A 15488-nucleotide genomic window follows, 5' to 3' on the forward strand; every position below is an offset into this window, starting at 1 on the left:
CTCCCCCACTACTTTTGCGGTCATAATACCAATCATATGCAAAGGATAGTGATGCCCCTGTTAATATTATGTCTCCTTTTTTCCTGCAGAAAAAAAGAGGTATCTCCACCTGATAATAATGATCCTGTAAATAGTAAACTTGACGACTATGGGAAAGCCGTAGTGGCCGTAGAAAGAGCTGTCAATGAAATTGATTTTATCGGCAGGAAAATTACCCGTAATCTCCGGGGATATCCCAATGGTAGCAGTTTCCTCGATTGCGCGGAAGTAAACACTTCAGATGTAATAACAGATGACGGCAAAAAGATTACGCTCACGTTTAACCCCGCTAACCGGTGCAGCGACCAGAATACACGACAGGGTCAGATAATTCTTTTCTACAAGGAAGCCACCGGAGAACTCATGATCCAACTCAACAATTACAGGGTAAACGGGCAGGAGGTGCTGGGCAACTACAGCTTCAGTTATACGCCGGGAGATCCTTTCCGGGAGCTGGTTGTCACCAATGGACAATTAAAAAGAGACAATGGTGACGCTATCAGATTCGATGCTTATCGTAGTATAGCCTGGAAACAGGGAGAAAATACAGCTGATGAACAGGATGATATTTTTGAGATACCGCACTGTTACTATCATCTGTTTATCAAAAACCTCGGGCTATTGCAGGCTGGTCTTGAAAAACCACTGACCATTAAATGGTCCTGTGTGGACCAGACCAGGTATCTGCCGGTACAGGGAGTTACATTGAACAAAACACCGGCAGGGAGTATCAGTTACACCAACTATGGTAATGGTCAGTGCAACACATACCCTATCTCAGAATATTAAAGTTCAGGAATATTTGGTTAAAGAACGGGCCGGGATCAGGGATTCCGGCCTTTTTCGTTAGGATACAGCAAGTAGGCGGGATCACTCTGCCATACTTCCTTTGTATCAATATTCATGGCAGAGAGTTTACCGGTGAAAGCAGCACCGGTATCGATGTTATGCACATTTACCCTCACCATCGGCAGTTCTTCGTCATAATTCAGCGTGGGTGTATGACCGATGTAAATTTCTTCGTATAGCAGTAAACGTTTGGGATAACAACGTGAATCTTTTTTCAGGCGTTGGTCCATTGCCAGTGCCAGTTCCCACAGCGTGCGGTCCCAATAACACATAGCTTCAAAACGTTCATATGCCGGGCCATGCATGGAAGCATATCCGGCATGTATAAACAGTCGGTCATCTTCTTCATAATAATTCAGCATCCTGTTAAAAAAAGTAAGATGGTGAATCCTGTCATGATCAGACAGTTTAAGATAACTGGACACAGTAGCTCTGCCTCCGTGCTGTAGCCAGCTGGCAACAGGCTGTTCGCCGGCCAGCCACATCTCGCACCAGGCATCGTGGTTGCCTTTGATAAAAATACAGGTATACTGCGTAGACAGCTCCATCAGATAATGGATCAGCTCTGCTGATTCAGACCAGCCATCAACATAATCCCCTAAAAAAATAAACCGGTCGTCCTTTTCCGGTGCGATCCGCGCTATTAGTTGCTGCAGCGCTTTCAACGCACCGTGAATATCGCCAATAACATATGTGGCAGGCATGATTTCTTTTATTTATACATGATATCCGTTCGGAGCACATATTTGGTACCTTCCGTCAGCAAGGTGCCTTCGTGCAGCAACGGATGATAAAATACGAGCGCCATGCCCGTTTGCGGGAGAATTTCTTCTCCTGATTTAAATACAGTGCTGCCACCGGTGTAACCTTCATTCAGATAAATCATGAAAGTATACTGGCTGGCTTCAAACCGGTTGCGTTCAAAACTACCGTCCTTATGCATTTTAAAGCGTTGTCCCGGGCTGTACTTGTAAAACCTGAACAGCTCGTTCAACCCACAGGCAGAGCGGTTGTCTGTACCTTCCGGCGCGAAGGTTTTCAGCCTTTCCCACATAAAGGTAGCATAAGCCGGATCTTTATACAAGACCCTTTCATTATTCCGGACACCTTTGATCATCCGTTGTACGCCGTTGCCCACGTCCACCGTGGCTTCTTCATAACCCATGGCCTCACTGCGGGTGATAAGTTCTTCGCATTCCGCAACTGAGAGAAAATTGCTGATCGTAAAAATCTGCGGGGTATAGTTATGTTTTTCCATGATAACCTGGTTTTTAATGAAGATCAATACTGTTTTTCAAGCTGGTATTTTGCAGCACATAAAGGCTTTCTTCCGGCACCAGCAGGTCTTCAGGCCGGCCACTACGGAGCACTGCACGCTGTTCCTTCACAAAATCCGTGATGTCTTCGATGGCCAGCACCTGCCGTTTACCGAACTCTTTCAGGATATCGCCTTTAAGGCCCAGCTGAATGGCCCTTCTTTCCATTTTGTTACCGGCAGGATCATGATCCGGGTCCCATTGCAGCCGTACTGGTTTGGTGCGCAGTGTTTCCTCCCAGATGGCTTTGTCGGGATAGATCCAGTGTTTATAGGTGGATAATGCAGCCTGTGATAATATTTCTTCGAAGAATGTTTTGGGGAGATGGATAGCCAGTACTCTTTCCTGCCCTTCTTTTTCTGCCCAGCCACAGCGGTACATCATCCACAGGAAATTAGGTTTGATCCATGACATGCGGTCGAAGTTGTAGGCGTTGCCACCAAAAGCCTGATGGGCAACGGCGTAGTTGGCAATGGCGGGTCGGAAGGCCTGGTATACCACCAGGGAATCATCTGTTTGCTGGGCAATAATATGTTTGCCGGATTTGGGTAGTGTTTCCTGCAACTTTTTCCAGGAAACGGTTTTTAGTTTCATGAGGCGTTAACATTGATCTGAAAACTGTTCTTTTTCAGTTTTTTATTGAATTTATATAAGTCAGGATGACGGTTTTGCAGCCCTTCCCTTTTGGTGCCGGTGTTGATCACATAGTTGGCGTCCAGGATTTTACGCCTGAAATTGCGTCTGTCGAGTGTGGTTTGCAGAATACATTCATACAGTTCATGCAGCTCGGTAATGGTAAACAGTTCATCCAGTAATTCGAAGCCTACCGGGTAATACAGAATCTTGGAACGAAGGCGCTGCAGCGCTATCTGGAAGATCTCCTGGTGATCGAATCCCAGCTTCGGCATTTTCAGGACGTTGAACCATTTCACATCATTGGCCATACTACCCACGATGATATTGAAACGGGCAGGATTGATGAGCGCGTAATATCCCACGGCGATTACGCGGCCACGCGGATCACGGGCAGGGTCGTCGAAGGAATAGAGCTGTTCGAGGAATACATCATCTATCCCTGTTTTGGTTTTAAGAATGCGGGAACAGGTATCACGAAACGTTTCATCCATTTGCAGAAAGCCGCCAGGTAATGTCCAGCAGTCTTTGAAGGGCTCTTCTTTTCTATTGAGCAGGAGCACAGACAAGGTGTTGTCATGATAGCCGAATATGACCAGATCTACTGCCAGCGATGGATTTTTGTATTCGTGAAATTGTTTCATGCCCGTTTGCGTCATTTTAACGTGAAGTAACAATTTTTTTTTGAGATGGCCTAAAAAACGGATGCTTATATTTGCGGGACCTATACCTCAACGTTACACTATACCACAAATGTCCAAGCACTATTGGAAAGTCGGCAACCTACATCATCTTGCAGAGCAACAGGCTGCTCCAGCATCTGTCAGCGCAGGTTTCGCGCTCCCCTCTACCCGGCTGCTGCCACGTATTACAGATACCCCTGAACGTTATGAACGTATTCAATATGAACGGCTGGAACCGGGCTGTATGCTGGTAAACGTTTATATCAAAGCCAAAACAGATACAATCTACCACCTGGAGCCAAGTACCAGCTTAGACTATTTTTATCTGGCCTATACGCTGTATCAGGGTGAGGTGGTACGCAAACACCTGGGAGTCTATACAGAACATTATATCAGCGGGCAGAACGTGTGCAGTTTTTATAACAACCTGTATGGCTATGAAAGCCAGCTGTCGGCCGGGACGGTGGTGCGCACGCGTTTTTTTGCCTTTACCGCAGCGTGGTTACAGGAAAAGCTGGACCCTTCGGAGCTGGCAGCAGATAGTCCGTTGTTACAGATCCTGGAGAAACAAACGGAGAAAATAGCTTTCAACACAGGACCTTTCCAAGTCAGGCTGCTGGAAGAGCTGGATGCCTTGATGGATGCTAGTCTCCGCTCCCCACTGTTCCAGCTGGAATTAAAAAAACACTCCTACACCCTGATCAGCAACAGTTTCAAGACGCTCCTTACACCATCTGCGTTGCCGGCCAAATATCCGGCACACCATGAGCAGGGTATCAATCTGATAGTCGCTTATCTGGACGAACATTTCCAGGAAGGCTTCCCTGGCCTCCCTACCCTGGCAGGCATCGGCAATATGAGCGTCACTACTATGCGCCGGCAGTTCCAGCAACATACCGGTTACAGTCCATTCGATTACTTTCACCGCCGCCAGATGAACTTCGCGGTAGAACAGCTGCAACGCCGGATGCCTGTCAAAGAAGTGGCCTTATCCCTGGGTATCCGCAATCCTGCCAATTTCACCCGCCTCTTCAGAAAATATTACGGTATCACGCCGGCGGATATACGAAAAAAAATGACCATAGAAGACAACTGATTGAACATAGAAGAGTAGCTACCTGCAGTAATTTTGCGCGCCTGTGTCTATTCCGGATACACAATATCTCATCCCTGTGACTGAACAAATTACTGCATGAAAAAATTCTACCTGTTTATCCTCAGTACCCTTCTGTTATTAATCACTTTCAGGGCCAACAGCCAGGTCTGCTACGTGAAGCCCGGCGGACCATACGGCAACGGTACTTCCTGGGAAAATGCCTTTCCAGACCTGGATCTGGCTATCGATGCTGTGAATATGGGCCAATTCAATGAAATAAGAATGCTCGCCGGTACTTACAACCCTTTTATCGAAGCGACCAATGGCCTCATTACTTCCACCTCCTTTTGGATAAAAAGAGGGGTCACCATCAAAGGCGGGTACAAGCCGGGATCCAGCTCTGCGCTGGAAGTCCGCGATCCGGCCCTCTATCCCACCGTCCTGGACGGAGACTATGCGCATACTCCCGGGCTGACGGATGACGATGCCCAACATGTGATAGTAGCTAATAGTGCCGGAACTGTTACACTGGATGGTCTGACGATTACTAACGGCAATGCCGTGTTACCTCCTTCCCTGAGCCAGCCCGAAGCCTATGGCGGGGGGATCTTAAGCCTTTTCACCAATCTCAGGTTGAATAATGTCGTACTTGTTAACAACATAGCAGAAAAAAAGGGTGGTGGAATTTACCTGACAGGAGGCAACATCACACTGAACAATACCTGGGTTAAAAACAACAAGGCCCCCATGGGCGGCGGCATTGCACTGGACCAGGGATCAGCATCACCAACTTTCCTGGCTGTCAGCAGTGCTATTGTAAATAACACCTCTGCTGGCGGAACTACCATTTATACAAAAGATGGCACCACGTTCCTGATCAACTGTACCATTGCTAACAATACGGGAACAGGATATCAGGCCATGATTGGAAACCTTAACATTCACAACTGTATTTTCCGCAATAATCTTTTGGCTGGTAATCCGTCTGACCTTGTGATAATGGGCGTCACCGGCAGTTCCTCCAATAATATATCTGATGTGGCATTGCCATTGGCCGGGGTTAATAATACGGTAGGACAAGACCCCGGTTTTGTCAGTTCCTCAAATCTATCGCTGAAACCCACTTCCATTGCCATCAATACCGGCAACAACACACCTTACAGCGCAGGTAGTAATCCCGACCTATCCGCTTTTACAACGGATATTGCCGGTAAGCCCCGCATCTATAACAGCGGCACCGTTGACATCGGTGCTTACGAGTACCAGGCTGCCATCAGCACTGTTAGTGTACTGGGTGTAACCACTACTGATCCATTACTGAATAACTACGACCAGGTACATTTTACGGTCACCTTTGCTCAAAGTGTGACCGGGTTAACGGCTGCCAATTTCAGCTTACCTGGCGGAGGTACTATCCTGTCTGTCACCCCTGTTACCGGCACCAACAACCAGCAATGGACAGTAACGGTTAAAACAGTGGAAAGTGATAACTTCCCTTTACTACTGGATAACCAGAACGGCCTCCCGGTGAACCTTTTCAATATCCCGGCGGGCTCTCCCGGATATGCTATTGATAAAACAGCCCCCACAATCACCTCGGCTAATCTTTACTCGAACAATACAGTTCCCACGCTCGCTAAAACAGGTGACAAAATTCAACTAAACCTGACTGCCAGTGAGGATATCAAGACCGTCACTGCAACCATTGCAGGCAAAACAGCCACGGTAACACTTCTGCCTCCTACCCGGTCCCAACAATGGATCACTGTGGCCGATACGGATCCGGATGGACCAGTGACTGCAAGAGTAACATTGACCGACATGGCCGGGAACAGCACTGTCTATAACATCCCTGCTGATATCGCCGCAGGCCAGCCTGTCTATATCGACAACACAGCTCCCCAGCTGACGGTGCAGCCACTCACCACCTGGCTTGATATAAACGGCAACGTTACCATCACACAGAGCATGTTAAATTACCTGGTATCAGATCCTCCCATCAATGATCCGGTGACGATCTCTTTTACCCCGCGTACATTGGACATCTCCAATATGGGAGACAACACCTTTACACTGACAGCCACCGACAAAGCCGGAAATATTACCAACAAAAATTTCACGGTCACCCTTGCCAATCGATCTGTCAGCAGCCTGGCACCGCTAAGTCCGGCTACCTTCACTGTACCTTACGGAACTTCCCTTACGGGATTATTGCCTGTCACTACCACCGTTAACTGGCAGGATGGTGGCCAAACCGTTGTGTCACTTAACTGGGACAACAGCCCCTACAATGCCCTTGTCGCCGGCGCCTATACCTTGCAGGCAGCTCCGGTACTGCATTCCACCTGGACAAGCGCCGGGCAGAAAGTGAGTGCCATCATCAACGTTAATAAACGTGTAGCTGTCAACGTTACTCCTCCTGCAACAGTCATCACTGAGCTGGGAACTGACTTTGCCGCGCTGGGTCTGCCGTCCACTTTACCAGCAACCTATTCTCCGGTTACTACCAATACCAACCCGGTGGACGTAACCTGGCAACCAGGTAGTTATAATCCTGCTGTAGCAGGCACTTACACCCTCACCGGCACCATCGTTCCGGATGCCAGCACCGATCTGCCAGCCGGTCTGCAAACCATTAATATCACGGTGGTGGTGAAAAAACGTGTCATCAGCAGCATACCAGCCATCAATCCGGTTTCTGTTCCATATGGCAGCGCGCCGGCCAGCATCCTGCCTGCCACTGTTATGCCGGATTATGCAGTCAGCAACCCGGGTAACCCGGCACTGAACATCAGCTGGGACCTGAGTAGTTACGATCCGCTTACAGCCGGCATCTATACTATCAATGGTACACTTACTGCAGACAGCAATACCGATACCAATGGTCAGCCGATGACCACCAGTGTAACCGTGACCGTTAATAAACGCACTATCTCCGGGATCACACCGGCAACGGCCATCACCGTGCCTTATGGTACTGCTCCCGCAGCAACAGGCCTTCCATCGCAGATAGCAGCCACCTATACACCGGCCACCAGCAATACAACACCACTGAACGTTACCTGGAACACCAGCAGTTACGATCCGCTCACAGTGGGTACGTATACCATTCCAGGCACACTGACGGCAGACAACAACACGGATATCACCGGCCAGCCGATGACAACCAGTGTAACCGTCACCGTTAGCAAACGTATTATCACCAGCATTACGCCAGCAACGGCCATCACCGTGCCTTATGGTACTGCTCCTGCAGCATTAGGACTCCCATCGCAGATAGCTGCAGTCTATACACCTGCCACCAGCAACACAACACCGCTGAGCGTAACCTGGAACACCAGCAGCTACGATCCGCTCACAGCGGGTACGTATACTATTCCAGGCACACTGACAGCAGACAACAATACGGATATCACCGGCCAGCCGATGACAACCAGTATAACCGTCAACGTTAGCAAACGTACTATCACCAGCACTACACCGGTAACCGCTATCACCGTGCCTTATGGTACCGCTCCGGCAGCAATAGGCCTCCCATCGCAGATAACTGCAGCCTATACACCTGCCACCAGCAATACAACACCGCTGAGCGTTACCTGGAACACCAACAGCTACGATCCGCTCACAGCAGGCACCTACAACATTCCAGGCACTCTGATAGCAGACAACAACACGGATATCACCGGCCAGCCGATGACAACCAGTGTAACCGTCACCGTTGGCAAACGTACTATCACCAACATTACACCGGCAGCAGCCATCACCGTGCCTTATGGTACTGCTCCCGCAGCAATAGGCCTCCCATCACAGATAGTCGCGGTTTATACACCGGCCACCAGCAATACAACACCGCTGAACGTTACCTGGAACACCAGCAGCTACGATCCGCTCACAGCCGGCACCTATACCATTCCCGGCACACTGACGGCAGACAACAACACAGATATCACTGGCCAGCCAATGACAACCAGTGTAACCGTTACCGTTAGCAAACGTACCATCGCCGCCATCACACCGGTACCTCCAAAAGCAGTGCCTTACGGTACCAACTTCGTCACTGTCGGCCTGCCATCACAAATAACGGCCACTTATTCACCGGCTACCACCAACACTACACCGCTGAATGTAAACTGGCTGGCTGGCAACTATAACCCTGCTGTAGCCGGCACCTATACCATCACCGGCGTACTGACGGCGGATAACAACACCGATGTGACCGGCCAAAACATGACCATCAGCACCGACATTACCGTTAATAAACGTAGTGTCGTTTCCGTTACTACACCCGCTGCGGTACAGGTAGCCTATCTTACGCCATTTGGCAGCATCGGCTTACCAGCCACCGTACCAGCCGTTTATACTGACAATACCAGCGGTAATATATCTGTTCAATGGGATGCCTCTACCTACAACCGTTCCACGCCGGGCACCTACGTACTGCATGGCACCCTGCAACCAGACACGAACACTGACAACTCACAGAATATCAGCACCAGCTTTACGGTGACGGTTCTTCAGGGTACCCAGCGCATCACTACAGCTGCAGTAGCCGACAAGTACGAGGGAGATGCCACCTTCACCCTCCAGGCCAGCAGTGACGCAGGATTGCCCTTACAATTCACTTCCAGCAATCCGGCTGTTATTGCTATGAATGGCAACCAGGCCACACCCGGTATCCCCGGTACTGCCACTATTACCATCACACAGTCCGGTGATGTTAACTATATAGCCGCTACACCAGTAACCATTACCATAAAAGTGCTGGCATGGCCGGATGCAGCCATCAGCGCCAATGGTAACACCACCATCTGTGAGAACGAAACACTCACATTACAGGGCGCTACTTCCGGTCAATACCAGTGGTTCCTGAATGGCGCAGCTGTCAGCGGAAGCAACAAACAAACCTTCAGACCTACTGCTTCCGGCAACTACAACGCAACCGTTACTTATACCAACGGATTCATAAAAACGTCCAATACCATACCGGTAACCGTCAACCCACTGCCGGATGGTCGTGTAGCCGCTACCGGTAGTACTACTATCAGCAAAGGTGCCTCCATACAACTGCAGGCGTCCGGTGGCAGCAGTTACGCCTGGACACCGGCCCAGTGGCTGGACAATCCATCCAGCGCTACACCGGTAGCCAGACCCGCTGCCAGCATCCGCTACGAAGTGGTGATCACCAGCTCCGCCGGATGCAGCGTGCGTAAACAGATCGACATTACATTGGAGGACGATTTTAAAGTGACAGGCACCAACGTCCTCACCCCTAATGGCGATGGCATCAATGACAACTGGGTAGTAAAAAACCTGGACATGTACCCTGACAATGAAGTGAAAGTGTTTGACCGCGCCGGCAGGCTCGTATTCCAGGCCCGCAACTATAACAATACCTGGAACGGCACTGTCAATGGTCAGCCACTCAGTGAAGGCACCTACTACTACATCATCACCGTAGGCCAGAACATCAAAACATTCAAGGGTTATATCACTATCGTTCGTTAAAAGATCACATGAAAAAAAGTATTTTATCTATAGCCAGCCTGCTGTTTTGTGCATACACTTATGCACAAACAGCAGGCAACTCCAACGCTGTTACCGAACCGTTGGGCGCACAATATTATCTGAATCCCTATCTCGCCAACCCCGCCTTTGCCGGCGTGGACAGCGGCCTGCACATCAACCTCGCCTACCGCAAACAATGGACAGACATGCCAGGCGCCCCGCAAACCAAACTGCTAACAGCAGACTATTTTGTGGGTAGCCGCGTAGGCCTAGGTCTGCAGGTCTACAATGATGTGGCCGGGCTGATTTCCAACACCCGCATCGCGGCCACTTATGCCTATCACCTGCCCCTTAACGACAACGGACACACGCTGCACTTCGGTATCTCTGGTGTGCTTTACAACAAAAGGCTCAACATAAAAGATATCAATGGGGATATGAACGATCCTGCCGCCAACGCCTTCAACAGGCGTGACAACTACTTCGAAAGTGATTTCGGTATGGCTTATACCAATAAACACCTGGGCCTGCAGGCCGCCCTGTCGGACATGATCAGCCACCTCCATGCAGAAGACAAAGAGGCCGGCACACAGTTGTTTTATGCAGCAGCAGATTACAGATTTGAAGTAAGTGAAGCTGTTCCTTACATCATTCCTAAAGTGGCCTGGCGTGGGGTACAGGGTATGCAGGATATTATAGACGCAGGGGTTAAAGTAGTTTTTCTGCGCAACTGGCTCGATGCCACCGGCATCTATCATAGCAACGGCTCCTTTAGCGCCGGCGCAGGATTCAGCTATCCATCCCTTGGTACACTACAGTTTATGTACAACACACAGACCGGAGGATTCCGCAACTATAGCAACGGAGGGATGGAGCTGCATCTGAAAATCAATCTCTTTCAATAATCAAAAACGCACGGAGATACCCGCTTTGAGATAAAACGGTGTACCTGGTGTAAAACACAGATCTGTCACAGACTGGGATTCATGCTGTAACCTGGTTTCTGTTTCAAACTGTGCTTCGTTCCAGTTGGTATTAAACACGTTCTGTGCCTGTACTGTAAACTGAAACTGATGATGTGTATAGGCCAGCAGGAGGTCGTTCACAAAATAGCCTTTGGCAACAAGGCTGTTGTCCTCATTAGCTGGCCTGTCCTTCATATAGCGGTAACGCAGATTGGCTGAAAAACCCATCGGCAGGTTGACCCCTATCCCACCGGTGCTGGTCAGCACCGGCGCCAGCGGAATATAGTTCTCTCCCTTGGGAGCACCTATCTCCCTTGCATTCGCATAGTTGACGTCCGCATCCAGATACAGCCATTTTAACGGCTGATAACGCACACTCACATCTACCCCCATTCTTCTTGTTTTTCCGGCAGGTTCTACTACAGCATCATCTCCCACATATACAAACTCCTGCTGTAGATACAGGTACCAGAGCGCGGGCTGTATCAGCAGGTTAGGCGTAGGTTTCAGCACCACACCCAGATCCGCACCAGCCGAAAAAGGTAATATGTCTTTCCCTTTCTGTGCTATCACTACACGCATATCATTGGAGTGGAAACCCATACCGGTTTTAAGATACCATTGCGCAACATCACCGGAGGCATAGGCAAGATTCAGTTTGGGGCTTACCCTGGTGGCCGTCACACCAGGATCACCGGAAGCCGGTTTAAGTTTATCCTGATAATTGAAAATCAACTGATCTACTCTTACTGCCGGATTAATGCGCCAGTTACCGATACGCCAGGTCAATCCCGTATAGGCATGCAGGTTAGTCTCGCGTCCGCTGCCCCATGCTTCCCGGTTCAGCAGGGAATCCCGGCGATATACATGGTTCAGTTCCAGATCGTATATATCATCCAGTCGCAGCCCCACACCGGACTGCCAGGTTAAACGGCTGTTGCCCATTGTGAAATCACGGGTATACTGTTGTTCAAATCCATAGATGCTGCGGTCATCCTTCTGCTGTATCTCATCTCCATTAACAGGATCTTTCAGGAAAAAAGTAAAATCAGAATAGAGGTTGAATTTATAACGACTATAAAAAAAGAAACTCTTCCAGTATTCCTGTGCATTGGAGTGATGGATAAAAGTCAGTGCAGCGTTGGTGCGGGAAGTATTGCCACCTTCTGTAGGATCAATAGATCCCCAGCGGCTGATCAATCCCTGTTCCACGGCTCTTTCCGGAATCTGGCCCGAAGCGTTCCAGCCCGAAGTGAAGGTGGAGAGCTGAAAGGAAAGGTAGTCTTTATCATTCAGCCATTGATTGTATTTACCAAATATGTTAAAGCGACTGAACTGTTGCTGTACATCAAAAGGCCCGTTGGTATAATTGTATTCTGTAGCGATATAAGCATTGCGTTTGGCAGCACTTTTATCCGCCATCAGGTTAAACATACCGGCCAGACGCATGGTATTAAAAGCACCTCCTTCCAGTTTGATCATGCTGTTATTCAGATGATCAAAGGTGGAGAAGTTAACATAACCGGCAGTGTTAAAATCACCTTTATCAGCGTAATAGGCGCCGTTCCCGAAGTCAATACCTTCAATGGTTTCCGGTATCAGGAAGTGCAGATCGGAATAACCCTGTCCGTGTGCATGAGAGACAATATTCACCGGGATACCATCAGCTGAAATATTCACATCGGTACCGTGATCACAGTCGAAGCCGCGCAGGAATATCTGTTCGGCTTTACCACCACCAGCATGCTGGGCAATAAACAATCCGGGCACCTTTCTCAGGAGGTCCTGAGCGGTGTTGACCGGTATTTTTTTCAGGTCAATACGCATCATCGCTGTTTCTATGCGGGGTGCGCTTACTACTATTTGTTTCAGCTGTGTATGCGCAGTATCTTCAGGCTGTTGAGCCAGCAGCGGCTGCGCACTACACAGCAGTGCTATCAGTACTGATTCTTTTTTCATCTGTTATTCTTTAATCTTCAATCCGGCCTTTTGCAGCAAATACTGCACAATCAAGGTAATCCAGGAGGCTGCTACAAAAGGAAAAGTTAAAACGGCCATATGCATCTGCAGCATCCATACATCAATGAATACAGACAACACAACAGAGAAAAGCACCCATATACCATCACGGGGTTTGTTGCCGGAAAAGGCGATGGCGCACAATACAGCATTAAAGCTGAAGAGGCCCATGTGTATGTCCGGAGCTGGTTCTGAACATTCCAGTGAAATGAAGGCCCCTAACAGTGACGCACATACGCCGTAGAGGGCAGCTATCGGTGAATTGACAAACACGGCAATAAAAAAGATAATACCGGCAATCACACTGCCCTGGAAAATCACTTCCCCAAATCCATGGGTGGCCAGTGTAAAATCATCTTTCACGGGCATGCTGCCTACCACATCCACCGCGGCTCCCGGCGCAAACACATGATGAAATAAGTATAGCAGTATCCAGGTTACCAGGATAAACGGAAACGTAAATCCGGGCAGCTTTCTTTTAATAAAAAAGTGCTGTAACATCGCGGCAGCCACAGAACCCACCACTACGGCAATCCAGACCACCGGCACCGGGTTAAAATAAAATGTCAGTGCGACACCTACCAGTGTAGGACTGAAACCGTACAACCCGGCATCTATGTCTGCCTCATCATACTTCAGCAACCTGGCCGTGAGTGTGCCGGTAATCACCGCCAGCAACGCGGCGGCACCCATAATGATGGAATCATAGAAGATCCCTGCTAGAAAAAGGACGCCAGTCCAGGCGTTGTTTTGGAGCATGATCTGCCCCACTCCCCTCAGGAAGGGGAGATACGATGATTTCCTTTGTATCACTTTTTGTTATTTAAATGAAGATGATTAAATCATGTTTTTACCACCCGAGAAACACCATACCAATCCCACACATCGTGACTACAGCGCCTCCGATGGCATGTACATATCTTTCCAGTCTGTCTGTCTTCAGAAATGAGTAACCATAACAACCAATCAGTACCATGGCCAGCATGGTCAATACAGTTGTGATGGTGAAAGCGCTGATAAGGACCACCACTTCCAGTACGGAACGGTGAGCGCCGGAGTAAAACAATAGCGGCACCAATGGCTCGCTGGGGCCCATCACAAAAATGGCAAACAATATCCAGGGTGTTACTTTCACCCTGTCCTGCGGATACACTACTTCACCATGCCGGTGTTCATACACGTATATGTCGCCGCCTTCGTACACATCAAAATGTTTATGAGGCTTGTTGAGATAAGCCTGCCGTAATCCCCACAAGAGATATACCAACCCAAAGCCCAGCAGGCACCAGCCCGACATATTACCTCTCATATCCTGGAACCAGGTAAGCCTGGACAACTGCCAGCCCAGCAATACGCCCAGCAAGCCTATCAGCACCGAGCTGAGGATATGGCCCAGGCCGCACAACACCGTCCAGAACACCGTTTTGGTCATCGTCCATTTTTTGGAACGGGACAACACAATGAAGGGCAGATAATGATCCGGGCCGGTGGCCGTATGCAGACAGCTGATGGTTACAGCCGACAATGCCAATGTTGTTAATCCTATGTTCATGCCATCACTGTTTTTAATTGTTCCGCTGCAACTGCTTTGCCGGCTTCTTCCCATAGATAGCGCTGTACCCTGCGCAGACAGTCATACAGCTGCTCTCCGCCATTGCCCAGTATTCTCACCACCACACACTTAGCGCCGGAAAGAGACACCCCAAAAGCCATGTCCTGTTCGTGTTCCAGCAACAGCCGGAGTTTTGCCGGCAGTGCTTCCATATCATATACGCCGGTATTCACATGCAACAAAGTGGCCTGATGTGTATAACCTTCCATTTGTCCGACAGCCTGCATAGGCAACAGCTGTGGCTGCAACAGCAGGTTATCTTTTACGATCAGTTTCTGCCGGTGAAATATTTCCGTGATGCTGTGAAACTTCGAAAAACGGAATACTTCACCGGAGTGTTTACGGCCACAGGTGATGATCTCTCCCAGCGTCAGATGGCAGTTGTCTGCCATCTGCACCACTGTATGTGTTTTGAAGATGGCATTTTCATGCGGCACTACCGGATGCTGAACATAACTGAAAACGCTGTGTTCTTCCATGGTAATGCGCTGCTGCTGAAGTGCACCGCTCTTCATATTGAACAGGCGCTGATAGGATTGTGACTGCAGTTGCAGATGACTGTTTTTTTCCAGCCGTATATCAATTTCATAATGATCTCCGTCCAGTATGCCGGGTGAAGAACTCATGAGCATCAGGTATAAGGCAGGGTCCTGTTTGTATATACCAACGTTGGCTACTTTAAACGGCCTTGTATAAAAGGTGTCTTTGAGCCATGAACGTCCGTTTTTATACCCACTTGTTAACGTTAGTTTGTTGATCATCCTTACCAGC

12 protein-coding genes are annotated in these 15488 nt (G+C 49.1%); 4 read left to right on the plus strand and 8 right to left on the minus strand.

The window, feature by feature from the left end; translation table 11 throughout:
• The first annotated feature begins 36 nt into the window (after positions 1-36).
• Complete coding sequence (locus KD145_RS12260; RefSeq protein WP_212006167.1) at positions 37-828, plus strand: hypothetical protein; 792 nt, start codon at positions 37-39, stop codon at positions 826-828.
• Between the two features lie 35 nt (positions 829-863).
• On the opposite strand, the gene KD145_RS12265 is transcribed toward KD145_RS12260, so the two are convergent.
• The 4 genes from KD145_RS12265 to KD145_RS12280 are packed head-to-tail and all read right to left on the minus strand — an operon-like array spanning position 864 to position 3481.
• On the minus strand, positions 864-1592 hold the full coding sequence (locus KD145_RS12265) for a metallophosphoesterase (RefSeq protein ID WP_212006168.1): 729 nt from the start codon (positions 1590-1592) through the stop codon (positions 864-866).
• Positions 1593-1600: 8 nt separating this feature from the next.
• Positions 1601-2146: a 2OG-Fe(II) oxygenase gene (locus tag KD145_RS12270; protein WP_212006169.1), complete on the minus strand. Its 546-nt coding sequence runs from the start codon at positions 2144-2146 to the stop codon at positions 1601-1603.
• Positions 2147-2159: 13 nt separating this feature from the next.
• On the minus strand, positions 2160-2798 hold the full coding sequence (locus tag KD145_RS12275; protein ID WP_212006170.1) for a DUF4291 domain-containing protein: 639 nt from the start codon (positions 2796-2798) through the stop codon (positions 2160-2162).
• Positions 2795-3481 carry an NUDIX domain-containing protein gene (locus tag KD145_RS12280; protein ID WP_212006171.1) on the minus strand — a complete coding sequence of 229 codons (687 nt, stop codon included), beginning with the start codon at positions 3479-3481 and terminating at the stop codon, positions 2795-2797. The genes KD145_RS12275 and KD145_RS12280 overlap by 4 nt, the downstream gene beginning before the upstream one ends.
• Positions 3482-3590: 109 nt before the next feature.
• On the opposite strand from KD145_RS12280, the gene KD145_RS12285 reads away from it, so the two are divergent.
• The 3 genes from KD145_RS12285 (at position 3591) to KD145_RS12295 (ending at position 11026) form a co-directional block, all read left to right on the plus strand.
• Positions 3591-4616 (plus strand): AraC family transcriptional regulator, encoded by a 1026-nt coding sequence (locus tag KD145_RS12285; RefSeq protein WP_212006172.1) that lies wholly within the window; start codon positions 3591-3593, stop codon positions 4614-4616.
• 96 nt (positions 4617-4712) lie between these two features.
• Positions 4713-10121 (plus strand): Ig-like domain-containing protein, encoded by a 5409-nt coding sequence (locus KD145_RS12290; protein ID WP_212006173.1) that lies wholly within the window; start codon positions 4713-4715, stop codon positions 10119-10121.
• Between the two features lie 8 nt (positions 10122-10129).
• Complete coding sequence (locus KD145_RS12295) at positions 10130-11026, plus strand: PorP/SprF family type IX secretion system membrane protein (protein ID WP_212006174.1); 897 nt, start codon at positions 10130-10132, stop codon at positions 11024-11026.
• Here KD145_RS12295 and KD145_RS12300 read toward each other — a convergent pair whose 3' ends face one another.
• From KD145_RS12300 to KD145_RS12315, 4 genes are read right to left on the minus strand one after another with little or no spacing between them, the layout of a single operon-like run.
• Complete coding sequence (locus KD145_RS12300; protein ID WP_212006175.1) at positions 11027-13045, minus strand: TonB-dependent receptor; 2019 nt, start codon at positions 13043-13045, stop codon at positions 11027-11029.
• Between the two features lie 3 nt (positions 13046-13048).
• Positions 13049-13918 (minus strand): urea transporter, encoded by an 870-nt coding sequence (locus tag KD145_RS12305; RefSeq protein ID WP_249219807.1) that lies wholly within the window; start codon positions 13916-13918, stop codon positions 13049-13051.
• 37 nt (positions 13919-13955) lie between these two features.
• The gene (locus KD145_RS12310; RefSeq protein ID WP_212006176.1) at positions 13956-14657 is read right to left on the minus strand and encodes a hypothetical protein; all 702 of its coding nucleotides are present in this window, start codon (positions 14655-14657) and stop codon (positions 13956-13958) included.
• Positions 14654-15478, minus strand: coding sequence for an urease accessory protein UreD (locus KD145_RS12315; RefSeq protein WP_212006177.1), 825 nt, complete (start codon positions 15476-15478; stop codon positions 14654-14656). The genes KD145_RS12310 and KD145_RS12315 overlap by 4 nt, the downstream gene beginning before the upstream one ends.
• Positions 15479-15488 lie beyond the last annotated feature (10 nt).

Source organism: Chitinophaga sp. HK235, from assembly GCF_018255755.1.
Lineage (GTDB): Bacteria > Bacteroidota > Bacteroidia > Chitinophagales > Chitinophagaceae > Chitinophaga.